The organism is Kosakonia oryziphila (assembly GCF_900094795.1).
Lineage (GTDB): Bacteria > Pseudomonadota > Gammaproteobacteria > Enterobacterales > Enterobacteriaceae > Kosakonia > Kosakonia oryziphila.
Map to the genome: position 1 here is coordinate 50161 of NZ_FMBC01000016.1, position 26483 is coordinate 76643.

Here is a 26483-nt window from a genome sequence, read left to right on the forward strand (position 1 = left end):
ATCGTGTGCGTTTCCCTCCCACAGGTTGTGAGAGGGCAGGACGTTTACTTCACTAACGCTTTGGTCATTGCCAGTAACTGGCGTACATCGGCCGGACGGGTATCACCACTCGCTTTATCGATAATCGAACTGTAGATATGCGGGATAATTTTGCTGACGCCCGCTTCCAGAGCAATGCGCAAGATTTCGCTGTAGTTCTCCAGATCAATACCGCCGGTCGGCTCCAGCCAGAAGTCATGGCGCGCACAGGCATCGGCAACCGCCTGAAACTCATCACGGCACTTCAGCCCACCCATCGGGAAATATTTAATCGAGCTGCCGCCCATATCCTTCAGCAGTGCAATAGCGGTTTCCACTGGCACAATACCGTCTGCCGCCTGGCTGCTGAGCGGCCCGGTGGAGATTTTCACCAACCCCGGAGTACCGGTCGGCGAGACCAGACCGTTAACCACCGTTTCATTCTGCCCAAGCAGCGCGCGGCTGGTTGCCACGCCGGTAAACACCTGGTTAACGTGCTGCGGCTGAACGTCACGGGAGATGGCGCTGACCATCGCCGACTGGTTCGGATCGCCCGCACCGAGGCCGACTGAGAGTGCGTTATCGATACGCGCCGCGTAGTCACGCATATCCGCCACCGCCGATGCCACATCCGGGTAATTTTTGGATAGCACACCGACCAGCACATGGCCTTCAGCCGCTTCATAGATGGCGCTGGCATTCTCCTTGCTTCCCGCCAGCACGTTCAGGCAGACGCGATCGTGGTAAAAGTTCGGTGTCAGTTTCATGCGTGTTGCCCCTTCAATTCTTCAGCGATGCGGCGATAAACAATCGCCAGTTGCTCAGCGCTCACGCTGCGCACATCGGCTTCGATAATGCCTTCATTGGCTTTGTAACCACGAAAATAGATGGCGTATTCACCCTGTTTCAGCGCGCTGACCAGTTCGCCGGTGGCGATGCCGGTTACCGCTTCATCAAACTTTATTTCGCTACGGGCAATGTCGCGTCCGGCGCTGTCCCATACCACGCGTGCACTCACGCCTTGCAGCGTGTTGAGCTGGTCGATAAACGGCGCCATTTTGGCGACCATTTCCGCTCCGCTCTCTTTGCGGGCGCTCAGATAGTGTTCGATGGCGCAAGTCAGGCCAAGAATGCCCTCTTTACCGACTTTCATGGCGCGGCCAATGCCTGCCGTCTGGCGTTTGACCCACTCGACGTACTGGTTTTTGCCAATCACCAGCCCGCTGGTTGGTCCTTCGATGGCCTTCGCGCCGCTGTAAATCACCAAATCAGCCCCAGCACGGTAGTAGCATTGCAAATCCTCTTCCGCTGCGGCATCGACAATCAGCGGCAGATTATGCTTACGCGCCACTACCACTGCCTGCTCCACGCTGAGCATGCTTTTTTGTACGCAGTGGTGCGATTTGATGTAGAGGATCGCGGCCGTGCGCGGCGAGACTGCCGCCGCCAGTTGATCGGCGGAGCATTCGTTGGCATAACCCGCTTCCACCACCTTCCCGCCGCCGAGCGCCACCATCGTGCCGACCGGTGCGCCGAAGTTAACGTTGTGACCGCGCGGCAACACAATTTCGTTGTTCTCAATCGCCGTGCTGTGCAGGTTCTCCAGCAGCCAGTCGCTGTCCCGCACCAGTACCGCAGCAACGGATTGTGCAATCCCTGCGGAGGCGCAGGAGACAACGGTCGCCGCTTCAACGTCCAGCAGTTTCGCAATGTATTCGCCGGTTTTGTTCACCAAATCTTTCATTTCGAAATAGTGATTCATGCCGCCAAGCACGGCTTCCACCACTTCCGGGCGCGGGGTGGAAACGCCCAGTGCTGTCATGCGACCGGAGGCGTTAATCACCTGTTTTAAATTGTACTTTTCATAAATCGAAGGCATGTTCTGCACTCCCTTGTTCGGTCAGATAGCCTTTGCCCGCGCGAATGGCGGCCAGCGGCGTGAGTAACTGTTCGGCCTGTAGGCTGTCGTTTTCCGCATCGGTGAACAGTACCGACTGGCGACGCAGGTCAAAAATGGTCAGATCGGCATCGAAGCCGACGGCAAGACGCCCTTTATGCTTCAGACGCAGGCCAGCGGCGGCGTGGTCGGTTACGCAGGCAATCACCTGCGGCAGCGACAGGCCAATGGCGAGGAATTTGGACATCACATTTGCCAGCGATCGCACCGGGCCGTCGATCCGGTTGCGGCAGTAGATGTCAGAACTGATGGTCTGCGGCAAAATGCCGAGGCTGATGGCCTGTTTGGCCACCGCAAAGCTGAAACTGGCGCTGCCATGCCCGACATCGAGACGCACGCCACGCGCAATGGCACGCGCTACAGAAGCGCGTAACTCGCCAGCCGGTGCCAGAATGCGGTTCGGTTTACCGTTATAACAGTGGGTAATGATGTCGCCGGAAGTCAACAGTTCTGCGATTTCATCGAGGTTCGGTGGGTTGTTGCCAATGTGCACCATCAACGGCAAATCGCCGTTGGCTTTCTGGATCGCCTTCGCGCGTTCCAGCGGCGTGATACCATTTTCACCGACCACGCTGCTGCTCATGCGCGCTTTCAGGCCAACGATAAAATCCGGATGGCGTTTTATCGCGTCATGTACCGCATTCGCGTCGATATTAGCCATGTTGGCCAGCTCGTTCTGGGCAATCAGCCCGACGCGGGAGACGTTCAGCAGCGCATATACTTCGGTCGCCGCCTCGCGGGTAATGGCATAAAAATCATCGACATCATCAGCACCAGTGCTGCCCGCGTCAATCACCGTCGTCACGCCGGTGTTGATGCCGACACTGTCGGGTTCATCGTGGTAAATCGGCGAGTTCGGGTAGCAGTGCACGTGGGAATCAATCCACCCGGCGCTGACATAGTGTTCGCCGTGCAGATCGAGCGTTTTAACCGCCGGGCTGTTGATCTCGCCCAGCGCGGCGATTTTCCCTGCCTTGATGGCGATATCCGTCAGCGTATCGTCAACCAGACGCGCCCGGCGCAGGAGTAAATCAAACATGCGAATCTCCAGTAATAACGGGCGCCGCAGCGCCCGTAGGGTTCAAAGGGCAACCGGGAAGATGGAGCCCAGCAGCATGGCACCGAGGATCGCGCCCCCCGTAATCGGTTTCTGCCAGAGGTAGAACAGCAGCGCGCCGACCAGAGAACCAATACCAATAGGAATGGAAGCAGTCATGGCGCTGAGGATAATCAGCGGGCCGAGGAAGCGACCAGACGCGTTACCCGCGCCCATCATCACATCTGCCCCGTAGGTGGAATCGCTCTGATTGATGGTGAACTTACGCGCCAGGATAATCAGATAGCCAATGACCACGCCAATCACCAGACCGGTTGCCAGCGAGGCGACAAAGTTTTCCACCGGAAAGAGGATCCCGGCTCCCAGCAACAGCGCCGGAACACCGAGGCCGACACCAGTCTGGATCGCGCCGCCGATATCAAGAATACCGACCAGTGAACCTTCAATAATGCGGGCGAACAGGAAACTGGCACCAAACGCGGCAACCGCGCCGTATACGCCAGTGTCCATGCCGGAACGCAGCATTGAAACAAACGCCACTTCGTTAAACGCGCCGATGCCATACAGGTAGTACATATGTGTCCCGGCGAACACGCCGGAAGAGAGCAGGCCAACAAAGATCGGGAACGACCAGTCGGCGTACCAAAACCCTTTATTCTGTTCCATTTCGCTTCCTTATTTGCCGCTGAGCGAGTTGTGGATGAGCTCCAGCCAGTTCGGCGCGCTCAGGTGGAAAGACTCGATCATTTTCACATCGAAGCCACGGAAGAACGCGCTCAGCACAAACAGCGCGATAATGGCCGTCATCATCACTTTAGTGACGCGGTTCCAGCCGCTCTCTTCCACACCTTTACCAATCAGAATGCCCAGAACCAGGCCGGGTACGGCGTTGCCCATAATCAGTTGTGCCGCGCCGCCAAAGACGGTCGCCCAGAAACCCGATTTTTTGCCCGCGTCGATGGCCGCCAGCCAGAAGATCACCGGCATTACGGTGTTCACCAGTAGGTTAGCCGCCGGAACCAACACTTTAACGGCAGTGACCTGCAAGGCCGCCGGAACGGAGGAAGCCGTCAGGTTAAGGAAGGTGACGACCACCATGCCAATCAGGCCACAGGCGATCGCCATCTTTTTCGGATCGTGCAGGGTTTCGCCAACGTTACGGTTTTTCACCATTAACGCCGCCGCGCCCCAGTTCGGGATGATGCGGTGGTCAACGTCCTGGGTGAAAGAACCTGCCGCAACGGACGAAGCCCAGGCGTTAAAGAAGAAGCCTAAGCCGAATGAGAAATGCGATGCGGGATCGCCTTCGCAGGAGTTCAATTCGCCCAGTGTACGAAATGCGCCCATCCCTTGTGTGGTCGGCGCATGGAACATGCGTGCAGCCCCCGCGCCAACACCGACGCCAACCAGGCCGCCGATGATGAGCGATTTTATTAGTATGATTAAGAACATCAGTCTGCCCTCTTCTACCCAGCGGAGGTGATTCACCGGGTATGTGTTGAGTTATTTCGTGACAAAGTCCACTTTATCGAGATTGATGGCAGTCACGTTGACGGTAACGTCCAGTTCCACGCTGTACGTACGTCTTACACGGCGCAGAAAAAGGAATAGAAACGCCTCTTTCCGTGCCGTTTCCTGCGCATGAACAACTTCCACATCCTGTGGCTCGATACGCAGTAAAATCTGCGGCGACGCTTTCATCACCGCGGCCTGAACCTGGTTCAGCGCATCCGCAAAGGCGCGCGCTTTCGCCTCGCCTTTTCCCTTAACCCTGACCGTGGTGGTGAACTGTTCTTTCATGGTTATGCGCCGTATTTTTTCTGCCAGGCCAGCACCAGGCGCTCGCCTAACTCTTCTTTGTCCATAAAGCCGAAGCCGAGAACATTGCAGCCTTCATTGATGGCGGTAACGCCTTCTTCTACAGAGCGCATGCCGTATTTGGCTTTATAGCCGTGTTTGTTCTGTGCGGTGATGGCACCCGCGCCACCGCTGCCGCAAAACGAAATTCCGAAGGTGGCGTTTTCTGTTTTCATCACGTCACCCAGTTTCATATCTGCCGCTACGCCCGGTACCACCACAGCCCGGCCGCCCGCTTTTTCAACGCCTGCTGCGACTTTCTGACCTTTGCCAAGACGATCGCCAATCACTACAGTAATTTGTTCCATTATTTGTTCCTTACAGGTTCTCTTTTGCCACTTCGAAGTGCACCGACAACAGCCAGGCTTCTTCTTCCGGAAGATTGCCAAACGCCGCCACCACTTCACGGGCCAGGTTCATTGATTCAGGCGAGATTTCATCAAACAGGCTGGCATCCACTTCCGGTAGCGGTTCGCCGGTCACAGACCGATGCGCCATCGCGCGAACATGGGAGGTCAGCATCTGCTGCTGTACCGCATTCGGCGTGATCCCGTGATTGCTCAGTAGCGCATAGACCTGCGTCAGCATGCGCCCGGCAAGGGTTGCCGTTTGCTCCGCCCGCTCTTGGGCATCATTCATTGCCACTCCGTTATTCACTCGTCGTACCCCATTCATCTCGTTGAGATAAAATTAACGTTGCGGGTTACGAGTTTGTAGCGAGGAGTTTTCCACTTCAAAGTGGAAAGGGAAAAGGCGTTAGTGATCTGCTCCACATAAATCGTCAGGGAAGAGATATATCACTGCGCATGAGTCACAGATTTACGCAAAAGAAGCGGAAAAATGCCCTTGCAGAAGCAGAAAAAAACGCAGAAGTCGTAGGGAAAAGCGTGAGCACAATAAGGTTTTCTTATTGCTGATCCGCCTTCAGATCACGCAGAAGATGATCGGTGAAAGAGGCAACCAGTGGTTGCGGCGGACACCAATGGAAACATTACTTGATGGAAAACACATCTGGGCTGAGAAAAATTTAAGCCAGATGTAATCTGACAGGCACCTGTATAAATAACCGGTAACTGTCAGATCAGTTCTGAGCTAATACACTTCATGTAACCAGATACCGAATTAACGGTATTTCTTATGGTACGTATTGCGCGTGTCAACAAACCCTTTGGCAGCATCCTGCGCTTCTTTCACTTTGCCTTCATTTGCCAGTTTCAGCGCGCCGTCGATTTGCCCAACCAAAATATCAAAGCCGTGACGAAAATCTTTCATCTCGGCGCTATCCGGCGCTTTGCCTTCCAGCTTCGGCGGCGTGGTTTTCTGCGCATCCAGCGCAGCGGTACGCATTTTGGTTAACGCATCTTTCATTTCTGTGGCATCACTGGTTTTCTGCACCACGTTGAGATTTTCGTTGAGGGTATCCATATCCTCACCGAGATCGGCGGCAAACGCCGTCGAACCGACGAATAATGACGATACAGCAAAGATTGCTAGCAGGTTTTTACGCATTGCTTACTTCCTTTTTATTATTCACGCTAAAGGCGCACTGCATTGCGCCACGGAGTAATGTTATTGTCCGGCGATTTTCATCTCCGGTAACAACACTGAACCACACTGAATGTTACTGCGCTGTTCAATATCGTCACCGATGGTAACAATATTGCGCCACATCTCTTTTAAGTTGCCAGCGATGGTAATTTCGCTCACCGGATACTGAATTTCGCCATTTTCTACCCAGAAACCGGAAGCGCCACGGGAATAATCGCCGGTAATACCGCTCACGCCCTGGCCCATTAGCTCGGTTACCACCAGACCGGTGCCCATCTCTTTTAGCATCTGCTCAAAGCTCAGGCCGCGTCCGGCAATGCGCCAGTTGTGAATACCGCCAGCGTGGCCGGTGCTTTTCAGCCCCAGTTTACGCGCGGAGTAGTTAGTCAGCAGCCACTGCATCAACACGCCATCTTTAATGATGTCGCGGCGTGCGGTGCGCACACCTTCGCTGTCAAACGGCGTCGAAGCCAGCCCTTTACGCAGATGTGGATGCTCTTCAATGGTCAGCCATTCCGGCAGGATCTGTTTGCCGAGATAGTCGAGAAGGAAAGTCGATTTACGGTACACCGCGGCACCAGCGATCGCGCCCACCAGATGACCGAACAGCCCGGTTGCCACTTCATGACCGAAAATCACTGGCGCTTTCATGGTCGACAGTTTACGCGGCGAGAGGCGCGACAGCGTACGCTTCGCGCACTCTTCGCCTACCCACTCAGGCGTTTTCAGGTCGTTGATATCGCGGCCAATGGTGTACGCATAATCTCGCTCCATTTCGCCGTTCTCTTCAGCAATCACGCAGCTCGACAGCGAATGACGCGTGGAGCAGTAGCTTTGCAGCATACCGTGGCTGTTACCGAAAACTTTGATGCCGTAGTGGCTGTTGAAGCTGCCGCCTTCGGTATTGGTGATGCGTTTGTCAGCTTTTAGCGCAGTTTGTTCAGCGCGAGCTGCCCACTCAATCGCTTCATCCGGCGTCACTTCCGCCGGGTGGAAAAGATCGAGATCCGGTGCATCAAAGGCCAGCAACTCTTTGTCTGCCACGCCCGCGTAAGGATCCGGCGAGGTGTAGCGGGCAATATCCAGCGCAGTCTGCACCGTACGAGCGATGGCATCCGGGCTGAGATCGGTGGATGACGCGCTACCTTTGCGGTTCTGGTGATAAACGGTGATCCCCAGCGCGCCGTCACTGTTAAATTCTACATTCTCCACTTCACCGTAGCGTGTACTGACGCCTATCCCGGTGGTTTTGCTGACCGCAACTTCCGCACCGTCCGCTTTCCCGGAGGCCAGTTCCAGAGCCGTGGAAACCGCTTCTTCCAGCGTTTTGCGTTGTTGTGCAACTTGTGTGATTACTTTCATCGCCAATGCCATAATTAAGGGAGAGAATCTTTGAAGTCTAACAGAGAACCGTTTTTCAGTGTGCGCCTTAACTGGTAACATTAGCCTCTTTTTTAAGGAGCCTGAGATGACAAAGCAGCCCGACGACTGGCTCGATGACGTGCCCGGTAATGATATTGAAGACGAAGATGATGAGATCATCTGGGTCAGTAAAAGTGAAATTAAGCGCGATGCTGAAGAGTTAAAGCAGCTTGGCGCGGAAATGGTCGATCTGGGGAAAAATTCACTGGATAAACTCCCGCTCGACCAGGATCTGCGTGACGCCATTGAACTGGCGCAGCGCATCAAAAAAGAGGGCCGCCGCCGCCAGTTGCAGCTGATCGGCAAACTGCTGCGTCAACGCGATGTGGATCCTATCCGCCAGGCGCTGGATAAGCTGAAAAACCGTCACAACCAGCAGGTGGCGTTTTTCCATAAGCTGGAGCAGATTCGCGATCGTCTGATCGAAGAGGGCGACGATGCGGTGCCGGAAGTGCTGAACCTGTGGCCGACCGCCGACCGCCAGCAACTGCGTTCGCTTGTGCGCAATGCGCAGAAAGAGAAAGAAGGCAACAAACCGCCAAAATCCGCGCGTTTGATTTTCCAGTATCTGCGCGAACTGGCCGAAACCAGCGAGCAGTAATCACCCTGTAATAACCCTCTCCGCCAGGAGAGGGATTTTTCCCCCGTTTTTATCGCCTTTATAAATAACTCCCGCTTAGCTGAAGCGTTAAAGCTAAAATCATCACTGATCACAAATTTAATACCGTTATACGTTTCATTTCTCGCATAAATGAGATCAATGTTCGCTTTTCATACAGGACTTTGCACTGTTTTTCATCAGATGAATCGGATCACATTTTCCCGGCTGCGCAAAACGTAGATTTTCGCTGTGGTGACTATAATCGATTCAGCTAAAAAGGATGGAATGATGAAAAAGACAGTAATGTTTTCCGCTCTTGCACTGCTTATCTCTGGCCCTGTAATGGCAAAAACCTGGGTGCTGACAAGTGCTGAAGGCGGTACAGAGCAAGGAAACTGGCGGATCACCAGCGATCAGCTGAACATCAAAGATCAGCAATTCAGCATTGAGCAGGTAGTACTGCACGGTGGTAAGCAGGAAGGCAGCAAAGTCATTAAACTGATCAGCAAAAATGGCCTCACCATCGCCCTTAGCCCGACACGTGGTATGAATTTGCTTTACGCCGACGGGTTTGGCGTCCATATGGGCTGGAATTCGCCGGTGAAAGAGGTAGTCAACCCAGCATTTATTAACCTCGAAAGCCGTAACGGTCTGGGCTGGCTGGAAGGTTTCAACGAGATGGTGGTGCGCTGCGGTTATGAATGGACCGGCCATCCGGTCACCGCTGACGGGCAGATTTATACCCTGCACGGCAAAGTGGGTAACACGCCAGCGTCCCAGGTTTCGGTGGATGTCAGCGAAACAGCACCTTATGAAATTCGTATTCGCGGGCTGGTAAAAGAGAGCGCATTTAAAAAAGTGGATCTGCAAACGGAGACGGAGCTGCGCTATATTCCTGGCAGCAACAGCTTCAGCCTGCATGATGTGCTGACCAACCATGCGGATTACCCACACGACTATCAAATTATCTATCACAGCAACTTCGGCAAACCGATTCTCGAGCAGGGTGCACGTTTTATAACGCCGTATGAAAATGTCAGCCCCTTCAATGACTACGCCAAAGGCGGTCTGAAAGAGTGGCAAACCTACGCCGGGCCGACCAAAGGTTTCGACGAGATGGTGTTTAATATCAAGCCGCTGTTTGATGCCAGTAAACAAACGGTAGCCGCACTGGTGAACAAAGCGGGCGATAAAGGGGTGGCAATTAGCTATAACACCGAACAACTGCCGGTGCTGACGATGTGGAAAAACACCGATACGGAAAAACAGGGCTATGTAACCGGAATTGAGCCGGGCACCAGCTATGCCTATCCGGTCACTATTGAACGTGCGCAAAAACGCGTAAAACAGCTACAGCCGGGCCAGAGTACACGCTTCGATCTCACTTACACTCTGCTGCATAACAGCGCCCAGGTGGCTGATGTAGAGAAACGCGTGAAAGAGATTCAGGGCAGTAAAACGCCGCAAACTATCGACACGCCGATGGCAAAAGAGTAATTCGCAGTCATAAAAAAACCGCGCCGGTTTCCCGGTCGCGGTTTTTTGCTTCAGCCAGCCGTCAGAGCTTTTCTGCTTCGGCCTCAGCTTTTTTCGCTAAACCATCAAGCAGCTTCTGGTGAATACCACCGAAACCGCCATTGCTCATCACCAGAATGTGATCGCCAGGCTGTGCGGTTTTGATGATCATCTCCGCCAGCGCATCGACATCAGCGCTCCAGTGAGCAGGCTGCACGCAGGCATCCGCCACTTCCGCTACCTGCCACGGAATATGCTGCGGTTGCAGCAGGAACACTTCGTCTGCGCGTCCCAACGATGGTGCCAGGTCGTCTTTGCAGATGCCCATTTTCATCGTGTTGGAACGCGGTTCCAGCACGGCGATGATTTTCGCGGTACCACCGACTTTACCGCGCAGCGCAGCCAATGTGGCGAGGATCGCGGTCGGGTGGTGCGCAAAATCGTCATACACAGTTACACCGTTCACTTCCCCGCGCAGTTCCAGGCGACGGCGGGCATTGATAAACGAGCCAAGTGCACTGGCGGCATCCGCCGGTGCAACGCCAACATGGCGCGCGGCGGCAATGGCCATCAAACCGTTGTGCATGTTGTGTTCACCCACCAGCCCCCAGTTCACCTGCCCGACGCATGTGCCGTCCAGCCAGACTTCCCAGCTTGAGGCATCGATGTTCAGTTTCTTCGCTTGCCAATGTCCCTGTTCGCCCACCAGCTCCTGCTCGCTCCAGCAGCCCATCGCCATGGTCTGCTTCAGGTTAATGTCGTTTTCCGGCCAGATGATTTTCCCCTGCCCCGGCACGATACGCACCAGGTGGTGGAACTGCTTCTGAATCGCCTTCAGGTCGTCAAAAATATCTGCATGATCGAACTCAAGGTTATTCAAAATCAGCGTACGCGGGCAGTAATGAACGAATTTGGAACGCTTATCGAAGAAAGCGCAGTCATACTCATCGGCTTCGATAACGAAGAAAGGGCTGTCGCCCAGACGCGCAGAAACCTCAAAGTTCCCAGGTACGCCGCCAATGACAAAGCCCGGCTTGTAGCCACAGGCTTCGAGGATCCAGGTTACCATCCCGGCGGTAGTAGTTTTGCCGTGCGTACCAGCAACGGCGACGACCCAGCGATCGCGCAGAACAAAGTCGTGCAGCCACTGCGGGCCAGACATAAACGGAATGTTTTTCTCCAGCACCACTTCCACACATGGATTACCGCGCCTCATGACATTGCCGATAATAACCAAATCCGGTGCAGGATCGAGCTGGCTTGCGTCATAGCCTTCAATCAGCTCAATACCTTCCTTTTCGAGCAGGGTGCTCATCGGCGGGTAAATATTGGCGTCGGAGCCCGTAACCTGATGTCCCAACGAACGCGCCAGCAAGGCCAGGCCGCCCATGAAAGTGCCACAAATTCCCAAAATATGAATGCGCATACGTTTTTATCCTTTCCAGAACTGGCGCACATTTTACGCATATGTTTAACGTCTGAGAAATGCATTTCAGGATAATCCCCATACTGCTGGTGCGATTCACCTGAGCACGGACTGTTGAATCTTTGTTAGTATTGTTGTAAGTCCGTCACGTTTTCGGCTTCGAAAGCGCTGGCTGTTAAGGTTCAGGCTGTTTACTATCCGGAACTTGCTGTTACCAGCAACCTGAAACCTTCAGGACAAGATCGCTTTACTCCATATACATGCAGGGAAAGTGTTATGAAAACGTTAGGTGAATTTATTGTCGAAAAGCAGCACGAGTTCTCACACGCCACCGGTGAATTAACTGCTTTGCTGTCGGCGATAAAACTGGGCGCCAAGATCATTCATCGTGATATCAATAAGGCCGGTCTGGTCGATATCCTGGGTGCAAGCGGTGCTGAAAACGTCCAGGGCGAGGAGCAACAAAAACTCGACCTGTTCGCAAACGAAAAACTGAAAGCTGCACTTCGCGCACGCGATATCGTGGCCGGTATTGCTTCTGAAGAAGAGGACGAAATTGTCGTTTTCGAAGGTTGTGAACACGCCAAATACGTGGTGCTGATGGATCCTCTTGATGGCTCATCAAATATCGACGTTAACGTCTCTGTTGGCACCATTTTCTCTATTTACCGCCGCGTGACGCCCGTCGGCACATCGGTTACAGAAGAAGACTTCCTGCAACCGGGCAACAAACAGGTTGCGGCGGGCTATGTGGTCTACGGTTCGTCCACTATGCTGGTTTACACCACTGGCTGCGGTGTTCACGCCTTTACATACGATCCATCACTCGGCGTTTTCTGCCTGTGCCAGGAGCGTATGAAGTTCCCGGAGCGTGGTAATACCTACTCCATCAACGAAGGGAACTACATCAAATTCCCGCAGGGTGTGAAAAAGTACCTGAAGTTCTGCCAGGAAGAGGATAAAGCGTCCAACCGTCCATATACCACGCGCTATATCGGCTCGCTGGTCGCAGATTTCCACCGCAATCTGCTGAAAGGCGGCATCTACCTCTACCCAAGCACTGCAAGCCACCCGCAAGGGAAACTGCGTCTGCTGTATGAGTGCAATCCGATGGCGTTCCTTGCTGAACAGGCGGGCGGCAAAGCGAGCGACGGAAAAGAGCGAATTCTGGATATTCAACCGGAAAGCCTGCACCAGCGCCGTCCGTTCTTCGTCGGCAATGAGCACATGGTTGAAGATGTAGAACGTTTTATGCGTGAATACCCGGACGCATAAGCGCCGGGAAAGAGGGGCAAAGCGCCACGCCTGTGGCGCTTTTTTTAGCGCACGAAAGTCCGTTTAACGCGCTCAGAGATGAGGAAATACGGCACCCAAATCGCTGCGCTTATCGCATTGCGGATCAACGCACTCACGGTTTCGAAGACATACGGCAGCGCGATAAGGTAGTGCGCCAGCAATAAATCAACGCCGTAAAAAAGCAGCCAAATCAGCAGAAAACCAATGTAAAAGCGCGGAAGCTGACGCTTTTTTCGAAAAAACAGGCTGCAAACAAACAGCGTATAAGCGAACATGGCGCTATAAAAAACCAGTTCGTAAATCAGCAGTACTCTCGGCCCAGTGTCGATGGCACTGTAGTGCTCCATCAACACTTTGGTGGCGGTATTAATGGAGGCAATGATCGCAATCAGCGACACCAGCAGGCCAATCGCTGGTACAAACAACCAGCCGCGGATCTTTTTAAATTCGCGCTCTTCACATACCGCGCAATAATCGCTGTCCTTCAGCGCTTCATTATCGCATTGAATACAAACACCATTTCTCTTCCTTAGATTATCCCTGGGCTTGCAGGCGGAATGATGCCATCGCTTGTAGCAACTCGCGCGACTGCTCTTCCAGCGAACGGGTCGCGGCAGATGATTGTTGTACCAGCGCCGCATTCTGCTGCGCGGTTTCATCCATCTGACTGACCGCGATATTAACCTGCTCAATACCCCGGCTCTGCTCCTGCGATGCATTAGCGATTTCGCGCATCAGTTTGGTCATACGCAGCACTTCTTCGGCAATTTCATCCATCGTTTCACCCGCCTGCATCGCCAGATCGCTGCCTTCAGACACCTGCGACTGCGAGCTGCTTATTAAATGGCGGATCTCTTTCGCCGATTCGGCGCTGCGGCTGGCAAGATTACGCACTTCCCCGGCAACCACCGCGAAACCACGCCCCTGCTCTCCCGCGCGCGCCGCTTCGACCGCAGCATTCAACGCAAGGATATTGGTCTGAAAGGCAATGGCATCAATCACGCTGAGAATATCGGCGATGCGATCGGAGCTACTGGAAATATCGCGCATTTTTTCAATTACATAGCATACCATTTCACTGCCGCGATCGGCGGTATCGGAAACGGTTTTAGCCAGTTTATGCGCCTGCTCGGCGTTGTCGGCATTCAGTTTCACTGTAGCGGTGATCTGCTCCATGCTGGCAGCCGTTTGTTCAAGCGATGTCGCCGTTGATTCCGTGCGTTGCGACAGATCGACGTTGCCAGCGGCCAGTTCGCGGCTGCCAGTATCGATTTGCGCGCTGGCATCGCGAACACGGGTGACGGAGCTTACCAGCGAGTGGCGCATCTCTTCGATGGCCACGTTCAGACGGTTAAACTCTTTACTGCTCGCTTCGGTTTTTACCGCGATCAAATTGCCAGCCGCAACCTGCTCAAGCTGTTCAATAGAGCGATCCAGGGGTTTCAGCAGCATATGGCGCAGCGCCAGCCAGGCCAGCACGATTATCCCGGCCACCAGCAGCGCTACCACCAGAATCAGCAGCATCACAACGCGTTTGCTGCTCTGTACGGCATCCACTTCCGCTTTGCCGCGCGCTTCTCCCCACTTCTGGAAGGCTTGCATATCATTGTCGAACTGGCGAGAAATGGGGATCAGTTTGTTTTCCAACAAATCGTAATAGGTATCCGCACTTTGCTGATTCAGCGCATCCTGCATCGGTTTAATGCCCTGGTTCACATACTCGCCGTAGCTTTTCGCCACCCCGGCAAGCAGAGCGGAACCCTGCTCATCATCCACACCTGCGGCGATCACGTTGCTGAGAGAGGCTTCACCCTGCGCAATTTCTCCGTTGATCTGCTTCACGGATTTCGCGGCGTCATCAAGCAACCCTACTTCCATCATCCGCACCGCCTGACCGGCTTCGTTACGCGCCCGCAAAATCAGCGTGTACCCCTCGCTCAGACTCGCCATTTTGTCGCCCTGAAGTTGACTAATTCGCTCCAGCGACGAGGAGCTTTTATTGAGTGCATATACCCCGATGCCGCTGACCAATAGCAGCAGCAGAGTCATAACGGCCAGTATAGAAAGTAAACCAGTACGGATCGAAAGCGTTTTAAGCATGATGTGAATTCCGGTAGCAGCAATACTTTTTGGCGTAAATTAAGCCCATTTCGTCAGTTATCGACCGCTACCGGATTTACTTTAGGAGAAAGTAATAATTTCAATCTATTATTACTTTATTGCCGTTGTGTCAACACGTGTCACAGGAGAGCTTTGACGGTTCTCCCACAGCACGATCAGGCCTCGTTGCAACGCGATAAAAATAAACAACAGGATGCCGATGGCGATTTTCGTCCACCACGAGCTGAGCGTCCCATCGAAGTTAATATAGGTCTGGATCAGCCCCTGAATCGCCACGCCAAACAGCGTTCCCAGCACCGTACCCACGCCGCCGCTGAGCAATGTCCCGCCAATCACCACCGAGGCAATGGCGTCCAGTTCCACGCCCACGCCCGCCAGCGCATAACCGGCCTGGGTATAAATCGAGAAGACAATGCCCGCCAGCGTCGCCAGGCCAGTAGAAAGCATATAGATGCGAATGGTGGTGCTGCGGGTGGAGATCCCCATCAGGTTCGCCGACGTCGCGTTGCCGCCAACGGCATACACTTCATTGCCAAAACGGGTGCGGTGAGCGAGGAAAATCCCCACTACCACCACCAGTAACATTAATAATCCCATAGCGCTCAAGCGTCCGCCGCCGGGGATCATCCACGCGAGGCTGGAGAGCGAATCATAGATCGGGTGATTAATCGGAATAGATTCTTCCGAGAGCAGGTAGCTGGCGCCACGCAGGAAGAACATCCCCGCGAGGGTGATGATAAATGCCGGGATTTTCAATGCATCGATCAGCAGCCCCATAAACGCGCCGAAAGCGCAACCCATCAGTAGAATAATCGGGAAAGCGAGTAGCGGCGAAATTCCCCAGTCACCGATCGCTTTTGCCAGAAAAACGCCGCTGAAGGCGATCACCGAGCCGACGGACAAATCGATACCGCCGGAGAGGATCACGAAGGTCATACCAACGGCAATAATTCCCAGAAAGGCGTTATCCGTCAGGATATTACATATCACACGCGTAGAGGCGAAACCGGGAAACTGCGTCAGGCAGTAGAGATAACCGAGCACAAACACGCCTAACGTTATCATCAGCGGTAAATTACGTTTTATCATGACCGCGTACTCCTTTAATCAGCGCGATAAAGCGCGGCGACTGGACAATCAGTACACACATCACCACCACCGCTTTTACGACCTGGTTGAGTTCCGGCTGGAAACCGGAGAGCAAAATCCCGGTATTCATACCCTGGATAATCAGCGCGCCGATCACCGAGAGTACAAGGTTAAACCGCCCGCCCATTAGCGAGCCGCCGCCAATGACCACCGCCAGAATGGCATCCAGCTCCAGCCACAGCCCGGCATTATTTGCATCTGCGCCGCGAATATCCGCCGCGACGACCACCCCAGCGATAGCCGCACACACGCCACTCAATACGTAGGTCAGCATCACCACGACGCGCGTATTCACCCCGGCGTTTTTTGCCGCGCGAATATTAATCCCTGCCGCTTCAATAAACATGCCTAGCGCTGTTTTGCGGGTAAACAGCCAGAACAGCAGCAGCGTTGCCAGTGCTATAATCACTGGCGTCGGGAACAGCAACAGCGATCCGCTGCCGATCCACGCCAGTGACGGCGCGTTAAAGGTAACGATCTGCCCGGAGGTGATTAACTGCGCCACGCCGCGCCCTGCCACCATCAGGATCAGCGTGGCGACGAAAGGCTGGATCTTGAGGATCGCCACCAGAATACCGTTCCACAATCCGGCCAGTACGCCAGTGCCCAGCGCAGCCAACAGCACTACCGTCAGACTGTGTCCGGAGACGGTGAGCGATGCCGCCGTTGCGCCGGCAATCGCCATCACCGCGCCAACAGAAAGATCGATGCCGCCGGTAGCGATCACCAGCGTCATACCAATCGCCAGCAACGCGACGGGCGCAGCGCGGTTAAGAATGTCGATCGGGCTACCGAACAGGCGACCATCCTGCAACACCACCTGATAAAAATGGGGCGCGACCAGGCTATCCACCACCAGAACCAGCACCAGCGCGATAAGCTGGGGTGTTCCGGTGGGCCAGTTAAAGCGGCGCTTCGGCTGCCCGGTTTGACCCACAGTTTGAGGCATCACACTCTACTCCTTACGCCGCAATGGCATTCATGATCGCCGGAACCGACAGCTCTGCGAGCGGGATCTCCGCCACCTGTTTGCGATCGCGCATGATGATCACGCGATCCGCATAGCCCACCAGCTCCTCCAGTTCAGAGGAGATAACCAGCAGCGCCAGACCATCGGCGCAGAGGGTTTCAATCAGACGAATGATCTCAGCGTGCGCACCGACGTCGATACCGCGCGTCGGTTCATCGAGGATCAGAAATTGAGGTCGGGTCAGCAGCCAGCGCGAGAGCAGTACTTTTTGCTGGTTGCCGCCGGAGAGAAACTCAATCGGCTGCTCGGCGCTCGGCGTGCGGATCCCCAACTGGCGGATGAAACGCTCGGCAATCGCGTTTTGCTCTTTGCGCGGAATCGGCCGCAGCCAGCCGCGTTGCGCCTGCAACGCCAGCACAATGTTTTCACGTACAGAAGCCGCCGCGATAATGCCATCGGTTTTGCGATCTTCCGGGCAAAAACCGATTCCCAGGCACGAAGCCTGATGCGGAGAACGGAGTATCTGGCTCTTGCCTTTGATGATCGCGCTGCCGCTGTCGGCGGGTTTAATGCCAAAAATCACTTCGGCGGTTTCGGTGCGCCCGGAACCCAACAGCCCGGCCAGGCCGACGATTTCACCAGGGCGAACTTCCAGATCAAACGGCGCGATGACGCCTTTTTTGCCATAGCCGCTGAACGCTGCAACCGGTTTATCGCTCAACAGCGTACGCCCTGCGCGCTGAAGCGCATTGCTGTCCAGTTCACGGCCCAGCATCATTTTCACCAGCTCGATTTGCGGCAACTCACTGGTTTCGCGACAGCCAACAAAACCACCGTTACGCAGTACGGTAATGCGATCGCTGACTTCATAAACCTGATCGAGAAAGTGGGTGACAAAAATCAGGCTAACGCCCTGGTCGCGAAGCTGACGCATCAGCGTAAACAGCATCTCCACTTCTTTAGTATCAAGGCTGGCGGTCGGTTCATCGAGGATCAGCACTTTGGCTGACAGATCGATGGCGCGGCAGATCGCGACGATCTGTTGCATCGCCACCGAATAACGGTTGAGCGGCTCGCGCACGTCCAGCGAGAAACCATAAGATGCCATCAGCTCGGTCGCGCGTTTTTCCATCTCTTTGCGGCGCAGCAAACCAAAACGCCGCGGTTCGCGGCCAATAAATAAGTTGTCCGCCACCGACATATTCGGTAGCAGGTTCACTTCCTGGTACACGGTACCGATGCCGAGCTGCTGTGCATGGGCAGTGTTTTTGGGATTGATCTGCTGACCTTCCAGCCAGATAGCCCCTTTATCAGCATGATACACGCCGGTTAACGCTTTAATCAGCGTTGATTTTCCGGCACCATTTTCCCCAAGCAGCGCCATGATCTCGCCACGCCGCAGGCTGAAATCCACGTTATCGAGCGCTTTTACGCCGGGAAAGAATTTACTTAAGCCTTCGGTACGCAGGATTTCCTGGTGTGCTTCCGCGTTCATTGTCGACCCCTTAAACCATTACCCTCTCCCCGATGGGGAGAGGGTTTTCGCGACTCAGTAACCCATATTTTTCTTTTTCTCCAGCTCCTCTTTCGCCGTATCCGGCAGATAGAGCGTGGATTTGGTGATGGTCAGCTTCGGCGGCAGGGTGCCGTCTTTTTTGAATTTCTCTAACGCGTCGAAAGCCGGGCCAGCCATGTTCGGCGTCAGTTCGACACTGGCATTGGCTTCGCCGTCTATCATCGCTTTGTAGATATCCGGCACGCCGTCAATGGAGCCAGTCAGGATATCTTTGCCCGGTTTCAGGCCCGCTTCTTTGATCGCCTGAATCGCACCGATCACCATGTCATCGTTATGGGCGTAAACCATGCAGATATTTTTGCCGTTGTTTTCCGCCTTGATGAAGCTCTCCATTACCTCTTTACCCTTACTGCGAGTAAAGTCGCCGGATTGCGAACGGATGATCTTAATGTTGGGGGCTTTAGAAATAGCTTCGGCAAACCCTTTCTTACGATCGATCGCCACGCTGGCGCCGACGGTGCCTTGCAGTTCCACGACATTACACGGTTTGCCATCCACAGTTTTCACCAGCCATTCGCCAATCAGCTTGCCTTCAAGAATGTTGTTGGCGGTGACGGTGGTCATATAGAGCGATTTATCTTTAACATCGATGGAGCGATCGAGCAGGAACACCGGAATTTTGGCGTCTTTCGCTTCTTTCAGTACCGGCTCCCAGCCCGTTGCTACCACTGGCGCGATAAAGATAGCGTCCACGCCCTGAGCGATAAACGAACGTACGGCTTTGATCTGGTTTTCCTGTTTTTGCTGACCGTCGGCGATTTTCAGCGTAATACCGCGTTTGCTGGCTTCGCTTTTCGCGACGTTAGTTTCAGCGGCTCGCCAGCCGGATTCGGATCCGACCTGCGAAAATCCTACGGTTAACGGGGCGGCCATCGCCATAGACGACATGGCTGCCGAAACTGCTGTGACAAGAAGTAAGCGCTTCCACATAAGAGCATCCTCGTAGGGTTATTGTTGGCTACAACTTCACCTGCGGAGAAAACTATAGACAAATCGTGATGTAACAAAATGCGTTACATCACAAATCGGAAAAGTGAATGAATTGTTGATTGCCAGTTGAGATCTGGCACGCGAAATGACGCACTCTGATATATGCTAAATTTGCTCTTGATCTTACGGAAATTTAACTGTTGCAGTGTGGTGAAAAATTACGCTGTAATCGCTTCCACAAAATTATTCAGGATGCTGCTATTGTTATGGATAAAACGGTCATAAAAAGGAATACGAAACGCTCTGAAAATGTGTGAGTAAGTTAAAACAGGCGAAGACATTCACCGCCAGTTGGCTATAATACCCGGCACTTGTTTGCCACACATTTTAAAGGAAACAAACATGAGCTTATTGAACGTCCCGGCGGGTAAAGATCTGCCAGAAGATATCTACGTCGTTATCGAAATCCCGGCTAACGCTGACCCGATCAAATATGAAGTTGACAAAGAGAGCGGCGCACTGTTCGTTGACCGTTTCATGTCCACCGCGATGTTCTATCCGTGCAACTACGGTTACATCAACCACACCCTCTCCCTGGATGGTGACCCGGTTGACGTGCTGGTGCCGACGCCGTACCCGCTGGAGCCAGGCTCTGTGATCCGCTGCCGTCCGGTTGGCGTGCTGAAAATGACCGACGAATCTGGCGAAGATGCGAAACTGGTTGCTGTTCCGCATACCAAACTGAGCAAAGAGTACGATCACATTAAAGATGTGAACGATCTGCCGGAACTGCTGAAAGCGCAGATCACCCACTTCTTCGAGCACTATAAAGATCTCGAAAAAGGCAAATGGGTGAAAGTGGACGGCTGGGAAAACGCTGAAGCCGCGAAAGCGGAAATCATTGCTTCCTTCGAACGCGCAGCCAAAAAATAATACGGTTTAATGAAGAAGCCCCGGTACGCATTATGCGACCGAGGCTTTTTTAATCGATAGGTGCCGGATGGCGGTATCGCCTTAACCGGCCTGCACTCCGCAACGATCTGTATTAAACGCAGGTGGGGCGCCACCCGGCGAAAAATTTCTGCGACCCGCAAAAAGAAAAACCGCGCCAAACGGTGCGGTTCTCTAAGACTGATTACTTCTGGTACTGTTCCCTGTCGAGCCAGTTACCGCTTTCAATCAAGGTTTTTCCCTCAACCGAACGCTGGTACACATACATCCAGGCGCTGCCATAAGGCGTCTGGATCAGTTGACGTTTGTATTCGCCCCCTGCGGTACGTAAGGCATCCAGTTCGCCGAGCGTTGCCGCATCGATGCGATAAACTTCGCCCTTCACGCTTCCTTCGCCCTGAACAGCTCCCGGGTAATGCCCCAGACTATACAGCTGATGATTTTCGACGCAAAAGTCCCCCAGCCACTGAGCGTTGGTCATCCAGTGGCTGTTGCCCTGCTTGCGTCGTAAACTGCCGTAGACAAATATTCGCATTGCTAAAACTCAAACTGATAGAGCAAATCTAGTGCCTGATCTACGCCAGACACCGCTTCAAGATACAGCTTAGGCATCAGGCGATAACGTAACGTGAGAGTCGCCAGTGAGTCAAAAATTCCTACACCATATTTGACCTGTAGACCCGGCAGAACATAGCCGCTGACCACCACCTGGGAAGAGTCGCCTACCCCCTGAGTATCCAGCACCAGATTACTGACGCCAAATGTCTCGCCGATTTTACCCACAACCTGACCACTTTGTGCAACCCCTAAGCCAATCAGCATAGAGGTCATTGCCGCGCTGTCGCTCTGCTCGCTAGCCAGCCCTTGCCCACGCAGCAGATAAGAGAGCGCCTCTTGCTGCGACATCGCCGGATCAGAGAAGATCTCGGCTTTTGGTTCATCCGCCGAACCGGTGACGCGAACCCCGGCAATAACGTTGTTTTCGGTCGACTCAGGATTACGAATCGCCTCAATGTTCAGCAGCGGTTGATCAGGCGGGCCGGAGAACAGCAATTCGCCTTTGCGCACAATCAGATCCTGGCCATACGCATGGAAGCGCCCTTCCGGGATACTAATTTGCCCGTTCAATCCCAGCCCTTGCTTATCCTGCGCCACTTTCAGGTCGCCGGTCAGCCTCGCTTTCAGGCCGAAAGCATCCAGCCGCACGTTATTGCCGATGTGGACCGTCAGATTGCTGTTGATCGGAATCGACGCGCTCTTTGGCTGCTCCGGTTGTAGATCGTTGTTGAGCATCACCTCATCACTGGAGACACCCACAGCGCTTTCCGGCAGATCGTGTACCACAATGCGCGCCCACGGCACATCGACATTCCCGTCAAGCGTAAACAGCCCTGGCGTGGCTTCAAATACCACATCCGGCGAAACATCCAGCCGCACCATCGGCGGCACAGTAATGCGCACTTTACTGCCTTTCGCCGCCACGCGCGCTCGCCAGTTATCCAGTTGCCGCCAGTCAGCATCCCCGCTGAGGTTGATCTGCCCCTGCGCGGTACGTACCACGCCCTGCAACATCGAACTCATGCCGTTGAAATTGATCGCCAATTGACTGGGCTGCATTTCAAACGGCATAAAGTTGCCCTCCACATTCAGCCCATTCAGCCCCAGTTGCCCGAACAATTGAGGGCTTTGCACATCGCCCGCCAGCCGCAGGTTAGCGTTCAGCGTCCCTGCGGCTTTCTCGCCGCGGCTGAAGATGGCGTTGACCATCGCTAGCGAGAAGTTACGGATGTTCACATTGCCGCCCAGGTTACGTCGTCTCTGTGGATCGGTAATCTGTAGCTGACCATCAAACTGCCCGTTGTTAGTCAGGCGAATCAGCCAGCCGAGATCGGCACGGTTGTTACGGAGTTGTGCATTCAGGTTCAGGGTATCGAACGCAACCGGTAGAGGCTCACCATTTACTTCCTGGGTGACTTTCACGCCGTGCCCGGAAAGCGTCACCTCGCCCTGCGGCAGACCCCCTTTGGTAGTGTCCCAACTCACATCGGCCTTACCGCTGAATACGCCGCTGGCCTGTGTGGTATCCGGCATAAACGGTTTGAGCATCGCCAGATCGAAGCGATTCAGATTCACTACTGCGCGTCCTTCAGCACCGGCATCAATAGTCTGCGGCACACACAGTTCAGCGTTGGGGTTCAGCCAGCAGTGCGGGCCAATAGCGATTTTCTGTTCCAGATTACGGTAATCGAGAGTAATTGGCCGGTTGATCGACCACGGGCCAACCGGCGTGGCGAAGCGAGTATCACTCAGCGTCCCTTTCCAACGCTGTTGCTGGCGATCGAAGCTCCCGGCCAGATTCAACTGCCCGGAGACCGGCTCTCCCTGCACGCGCAATTGCAACTTGTGCTGCTTTTCGTTGCCGTCAGCATTCAGCGTCACCAGACTGAGACTCACGCCCGGCTGGGTGATACGCTCAATGCGCGCGTTGAGTTTCCCGGCAATCTGATCGCTGGACGTAACATCCCCTTCAACACGAACGCGGTCGACAGATAGCTCCTGCCAGCGCAGCGCATTAGCGGTAATGTCCACCAGCGCCTGCGGCGCATCGACCGTACCGCGTACTTTCACCACGCCTTTCACCGCTCCGCCGAGGCCCGGTAACGCATTATTCAGCCCCGGAGCATCAATGTTAGCATCGAGGTTCAAATCTTTAACCCCCAGATCGCCTTTGATGTCCACGCTGTTTTTCCCCAGCGCCAGATGCAGGCCGGGGATAGTCCATTGCAAATAGCTGTTGCCCTTCAGTTGCCCGTCAACGCTCACTTTGTTTTGCTTCACGTTGCCGCTAAGCTTCAGCTCCGGCACATCCATCTGCCAGTTACCACCGTACAGACTGCCACGGGTTTTAATCAGGCCATTCAGTTTTGACGGCCACTCAGGGAAAGCTTTTGCCGTATCAATACCGTTAAGCGTCAGTTCGCCGCGCCAGCTTATCGCCTGCTGCCAGTCGAGCAGCGCTTTCAGCTCGGTTTTCCCTTCCAGCGCGGCGATGGTCAACTTATCAATATTGACCTGCTGCGCGTTACCTTTACCGTCCAGCATGATGGTCGCCGGGGGAATATCCTGTCCTTTCACCGCCGTGCGAAACGACAGCGCGTAATCGTTCATTTTGCCGGAAAAGGTCAGTTTGGTATTGTCCGCCTGAAACTGTTTTGTCCCGGTAAACGGCCAGTAAAGCTGCTGGCTCGTCAGCTCAAGATTGAGCGGTAATCCCGCTTCCGCTAGCTGCGTTTGCCCGCGTAAGACCATATCAACCGGGCCGGAGAGATTCACGCCAACCTCAAGCTGCTTACGCACTTCGCCGCCAACTTTCAGCTTCACCTTCTCGCCCTTCAGCGGATCGATATTCAGCGTGCTGTTGAGGGTAATATCTACCGGCCAGTTATCACGCAGTTGTGCGCTGCCGGTGGCATTTACCGTCCCCTGGCTGGAGTCGATATCCAGCGCATCAAGCTTCATCTGTCCGTCAATGCTGCTGACTTTCAACAGCAGGTTGCTGACCAGAAGATCGGTGTCGCCGGTCAGGCGCAACTGTTCGCCGCGGAACTCCTCAATATTGAGGTTCAGCGGCAGATGCACATCGGTCATTTCCGGCAGCAGTGGTTTGTCAAACAGTGCCTTCAGCGTTTCGCCCAGCGGTTTTTCCTGCGGCTGCGGCTTCTGGATCTTCGCATCCACCACCTCTTTTTGCGCGACATTGGCCACTTTCGGCAGCGCGATCAGCAACCCTTTCAGCGAGGTCGGCGTCAGTGTCAGGTTCTTTTCTTGCCAGTTCAGCCCAGTGCTAAAATCCATCACCGATACCGTGGTGCCATCAATTTTGATGTTTACGTTGTTTAGCGCCACCCGGCTTAAGGTAATCGGATAAGGCGTGGAGAGATTCAGCGGCCCGCTCTCCTCTTCCTGTACAGGTGCGCTCTGCGGCATTTGTTTGCTGTCGATGGCGACGTTAATCTCTTTCAGCGATAGATCGTTGACGCACACGCTACTGTTACGCAGGCAACCAAGCTTGACCGCAAGGTGGATCTCCCCGGCATCAACCGCGACACCTGGCTGCGTATAGCGCAGGTTTTTCAGCGTCAGATCGCGCCAGCCGCCAGTAACCTGGCCGATCTCCAGTCCCGGCACCCAGCGGTTTGCTGCGTTAAACAGCAGATGCAGCCCGCTGGTGGTGCCCACCAGAAAGACAACAGTTGCCAGCAGCAGCAGGATAAGCACCAGTACGCCGAGGCTGATTTTCTTCCATAAACTCATAGCTCTGGTCCCAGACCGATGTAAAACTGTAATCCGTGTTCACTTTTATCGCCGACCGGTACGGCGAAGTCGAACTTGACAGGCCCGACCGGTGATTCCCAGCGCACGCCAACGCCGGCCCCGGTTTTAAAATCGCTACGCCGGATATCGCTGACCGCTTCGCCGCTGTCAACAAATACGGCACCCCACCATTTCCCGGTCACGTTGTACTGGTACTCCAGCGATCCGGTCGCTAGTTTTGATGCCCCGATCAGCTTGCCGTCATTATCTTTCGGCGCGATGGATTTGTATTTGTAACCGCGAATACTGCGATCGCCCCCGGCGAAGAAGCGCAGATCCGGCGGTACGCGGTTGAAATCACCGGTTTCGATCCAGCCGAGATTGCCGCGCGCCACAAAGCGGTGGCGATCATAAAGCGTGCGGATCCAGACGTTTTGCGCCTGCATCACGAGGAAATCGACATCCGATCCCCAGGCGGTGTTGGAGTAATCGACTGAGTAGCGTTGTGAGTCGCCCCAGGTCGGCATCAGGCCACCGCGCGCGCGGGTTCGGCTTATCATCACGCCGGGATAGAGCAGCATGGTGGTGTTGGTAACGCTGGCCTGAGTAAAGTGGTCGAGGCTCCAGCGCAGGTTAATCGCCCGCTGCCAGCCGCTGGAGAGATCCCAGTAGCGCGACAGCGCAAGCGTGGTGGAATCCGCTTCAGTATCGTTCAGATCGGTTCGTTTAAAGCCGCCCTGCACCAGATAATATTGCTCCAGCGGGTTTTTCAGCAGCGGCATCTTATAGCTGAAATCAAGTTGTTGTTCAGGCGCCGAGACGCTCATGCTGGTGGTCAGACTGTGGCCGTAAGAGTTCATCCACGGCTTTTTCCACGTCGCTTTAACGCGCGGCCCGACATCAGTGGAATAGCCAACCCCCGTTTCGATGGTGTTTTCCATACGTGGCGACACCACGCCTTTCAGCGGCAGCACTTTGGTCTTACGCGCTTTATCAAACTCCGGAGCAACCACAACTGAGTTAAACCAGCCGATAGCGGACAGGCGACGGTTCAGCTCCGCCAGATCCCTGGTCCGGTAGTAATCCCCTTGATGAAACGGGACGAGGTTTTGCAGATATTCGTCGCGTATTTGCGAACCTTCAAAGGTTACCGCGCCAAAGCGGTAACGCTGGCCGCTGTCGTAGTCGATATCCCAGAAGGCCTGGTGGCGAGCGAGCGAGACGCCAAGCTGGCGTTTAGTGAACTGACTGTCAAAGTAGCCTTTGCGTAGTGCCACATTGGTAAGGGATTTTATGAAATTGTCGTAATCGTTATGGTGCAGCACGGTGCCGATGGCAGGACGCTTTTTGAGCAGCGCCAGATAATCGCTATCGTCACGTGCGCCGCCGCGCAGGATCACACTAGTACCGCCGATCAATACTGGTTCGCCCACAGAGACGCGAGCAATCAATACCTGGCGCCCTTTTGCCGGAGGTGGCTGCAGTTCAAAATCAATGGTAGGTTCGTAGTAGCCTAAGGCTTTCAACCCTTCGCGGATAGCATCATCAACACGAGCCTGAAAACGCCGATCCGGCGTCACTTCGTCACTCTGGATAGTGGACAACTGAGCGCGCACATTTTTTTGTAACTCGCCCGTTAATCCCTCCAGTTGTAAGCGTACATTCGCGGCAAAAGCCATTTCACTTGCCAGCAACAAGCCGACAAAACATAAAAGACGGATCTTTGGCACGTTCTCTCCTGAATATCCTTGTTCCCACCTCTGGAAGGAAACGTA

General features: G+C 54.3%; 24 protein-coding genes. 4 read left to right on the forward strand and 20 right to left on the reverse strand.

What is annotated here, in order from left to right; translation table 11 throughout:
• Nucleotides 1-44: 44 nt before the first annotated feature.
• The 10 genes from dagF to pmbA form a co-directional block, all read right to left on the reverse strand.
• Nucleotides 45-785: a 2-dehydro-3-deoxy-phosphogluconate aldolase gene (dagF, locus tag GA0061070_RS09710; protein ID WP_090135672.1), complete on the reverse strand. Its 741-nt coding sequence runs from the start codon at nt 783-785 to the stop codon at nt 45-47.
• Nucleotides 782-1897, reverse strand: coding sequence for a DgaE family pyridoxal phosphate-dependent ammonia lyase (locus GA0061070_RS09715; protein WP_090135674.1), 1116 nt, complete (start codon nt 1895-1897; stop codon nt 782-784). Before GA0061070_RS09715 ends, dagF begins: the two co-directional genes overlap by 4 nt.
• On the reverse strand, nt 1881-3014 hold the full coding sequence (locus GA0061070_RS09720; protein ID WP_090135676.1) for an amidohydrolase/deacetylase family metallohydrolase: 1134 nt from the start codon (nt 3012-3014) through the stop codon (nt 1881-1883). The genes GA0061070_RS09715 and GA0061070_RS09720 overlap by 17 nt, the downstream gene beginning before the upstream one ends.
• A 42-nt stretch (nt 3015-3056) precedes the next feature.
• Entirely contained in the window at nt 3057-3698 is a 642-nt protein-coding gene (locus tag GA0061070_RS09725; protein ID WP_090135678.1) for a DUF4310 family protein, read from the reverse strand.
• A gap of 9 nt (nt 3699-3707) precedes the next feature.
• Nucleotides 3708-4484 carry a DUF4311 domain-containing protein gene (locus tag GA0061070_RS09730; RefSeq protein ID WP_090135680.1) on the reverse strand — a complete coding sequence of 259 codons (777 nt, stop codon included), beginning with the start codon at nt 4482-4484 and terminating at the stop codon, nt 3708-3710.
• 51 nt (nt 4485-4535) lie between these two features.
• Nucleotides 4536-4832 carry a DUF4312 family protein gene (locus GA0061070_RS09735; protein WP_090135682.1) on the reverse strand — a complete coding sequence of 99 codons (297 nt, stop codon included), beginning with the start codon at nt 4830-4832 and terminating at the stop codon, nt 4536-4538.
• Nucleotides 4833-4834: 2 nt separating this feature from the next.
• A complete protein-coding gene (locus GA0061070_RS09740) occupies nt 4835-5197 on the reverse strand; it encodes an SFCGS family glycine-rich protein (protein WP_090135684.1) in 363 nt (120 codons plus the stop codon).
• 10 nt (nt 5198-5207) lie between these two features.
• Complete coding sequence (locus tag GA0061070_RS09745; RefSeq protein ID WP_090135685.1) at nt 5208-5546, reverse strand: glycine dehydrogenase; 339 nt, start codon at nt 5544-5546, stop codon at nt 5208-5210.
• A gap of 465 nt (nt 5547-6011) precedes the next feature.
• Nucleotides 6012-6398 (reverse strand): cytochrome b562, encoded by a 387-nt coding sequence (gene cybC / locus GA0061070_RS09750; RefSeq protein WP_090135687.1) that lies wholly within the window; start codon nt 6396-6398, stop codon nt 6012-6014.
• A gap of 60 nt (nt 6399-6458) precedes the next feature.
• A complete protein-coding gene (gene pmbA, locus GA0061070_RS09755; RefSeq protein ID WP_090135689.1) occupies nt 6459-7811 on the reverse strand; it encodes a metalloprotease PmbA in 1353 nt (450 codons plus the stop codon).
• Nucleotides 7812-7905: 94 nt separating this feature from the next.
• Between pmbA and yjgA the strand changes: the two genes are divergently transcribed.
• Nucleotides 7906-8460, forward strand: a complete 555-nt coding sequence (gene yjgA, locus GA0061070_RS09760; RefSeq protein WP_090135691.1) for a ribosome biogenesis factor YjgA — start codon at nt 7906-7908, stop codon at nt 8458-8460.
• Between the two features lie 288 nt (nt 8461-8748).
• The gene (locus GA0061070_RS09765) at nt 8749-9957 is read left to right on the forward strand and encodes an aldose 1-epimerase family protein (RefSeq protein ID WP_090135693.1); all 1209 of its coding nucleotides are present in this window, start codon (nt 8749-8751) and stop codon (nt 9955-9957) included.
• 61 nt (nt 9958-10018) lie between these two features.
• Here GA0061070_RS09765 and mpl read toward each other — a convergent pair whose 3' ends face one another.
• Nucleotides 10019-11401 carry a UDP-N-acetylmuramate:L-alanyl-gamma-D-glutamyl-meso-diaminopimelate ligase gene (mpl, locus tag GA0061070_RS09770; RefSeq protein WP_090135695.1) on the reverse strand — a complete coding sequence of 461 codons (1383 nt, stop codon included), beginning with the start codon at nt 11399-11401 and terminating at the stop codon, nt 10019-10021.
• A gap of 276 nt (nt 11402-11677) precedes the next feature.
• Between mpl and fbp the strand changes: the two genes are divergently transcribed.
• Entirely contained in the window at nt 11678-12676 is a 999-nt protein-coding gene (gene fbp / locus GA0061070_RS09775; protein WP_090135697.1) for a class 1 fructose-bisphosphatase, read from the forward strand.
• A 44-nt stretch (nt 12677-12720) separates the two neighbouring features.
• On the opposite strand, the gene GA0061070_RS09780 is transcribed toward fbp, so the two are convergent.
• The 6 genes from GA0061070_RS09780 to ytfQ all read right to left on the reverse strand — a co-directional run bounded on the left by GA0061070_RS09780 (nt 12721) and on the right by ytfQ (nt 19443).
• Complete coding sequence (locus tag GA0061070_RS09780) at nt 12721-13206, reverse strand: DUF2569 domain-containing protein (protein ID WP_090135736.1); 486 nt, start codon at nt 13204-13206, stop codon at nt 12721-12723.
• A gap of 25 nt (nt 13207-13231) precedes the next feature.
• Nucleotides 13232-14797 (reverse strand): methyl-accepting chemotaxis protein, encoded by a 1566-nt coding sequence (locus tag GA0061070_RS09785; protein WP_090135699.1) that lies wholly within the window; start codon nt 14795-14797, stop codon nt 13232-13234.
• A 111-nt stretch (nt 14798-14908) separates the two neighbouring features.
• Entirely contained in the window at nt 14909-15907 is a 999-nt protein-coding gene (yjfF, locus tag GA0061070_RS09790) for a galactofuranose ABC transporter, permease protein YjfF (RefSeq protein WP_090135701.1), read from the reverse strand.
• Nucleotides 15894-16916 carry a galactofuranose ABC transporter, ATP-binding protein YtfT gene (ytfT, locus tag GA0061070_RS09795; RefSeq protein WP_425256048.1) on the reverse strand — a complete coding sequence of 341 codons (1023 nt, stop codon included), beginning with the start codon at nt 16914-16916 and terminating at the stop codon, nt 15894-15896. Before ytfT ends, yjfF begins: the two co-directional genes overlap by 14 nt.
• 13 nt (nt 16917-16929) lie before the next feature.
• On the reverse strand, nt 16930-18432 hold the full coding sequence (gene ytfR / locus GA0061070_RS09800) for a galactofuranose ABC transporter, ATP-binding protein YtfR (RefSeq protein WP_090135705.1): 1503 nt from the start codon (nt 18430-18432) through the stop codon (nt 16930-16932).
• Nucleotides 18433-18486: 54 nt separating this feature from the next.
• Entirely contained in the window at nt 18487-19443 is a 957-nt protein-coding gene (gene ytfQ / locus GA0061070_RS09805; protein WP_090122059.1) for a galactofuranose ABC transporter substrate-binding protein YtfQ, read from the reverse strand.
• Nucleotides 19444-19845: 402 nt separating this feature from the next.
• Between ytfQ and ppa the strand changes: the two genes are divergently transcribed.
• Nucleotides 19846-20376: an inorganic diphosphatase gene (gene ppa, locus GA0061070_RS09810; protein WP_090135707.1), complete on the forward strand. Its 531-nt coding sequence runs from the start codon at nt 19846-19848 to the stop codon at nt 20374-20376.
• A 202-nt stretch (nt 20377-20578) separates the two neighbouring features.
• On the opposite strand, the gene GA0061070_RS09815 is transcribed toward ppa, so the two are convergent.
• The 3 genes from GA0061070_RS09815 to tamA are packed head-to-tail and all read right to left on the reverse strand — an operon-like array spanning nt 20579 to nt 26438.
• Complete coding sequence (locus tag GA0061070_RS09815; RefSeq protein WP_090135709.1) at nt 20579-20929, reverse strand: gamma-glutamylcyclotransferase family protein; 351 nt, start codon at nt 20927-20929, stop codon at nt 20579-20581.
• A gap of 2 nt (nt 20930-20931) precedes the next feature.
• The gene (gene tamB / locus GA0061070_RS09820; RefSeq protein WP_090135711.1) at nt 20932-24708 is read right to left on the reverse strand and encodes an autotransporter assembly complex protein TamB; all 3777 of its coding nucleotides are present in this window, start codon (nt 24706-24708) and stop codon (nt 20932-20934) included.
• Nucleotides 24705-26438, reverse strand: a complete 1734-nt coding sequence (tamA, locus tag GA0061070_RS09825) for an autotransporter assembly complex protein TamA (RefSeq protein WP_090135713.1) — start codon at nt 26436-26438, stop codon at nt 24705-24707. The genes tamB and tamA overlap by 4 nt, the downstream gene beginning before the upstream one ends.
• Nucleotides 26439-26483 lie beyond the last annotated feature (45 nt).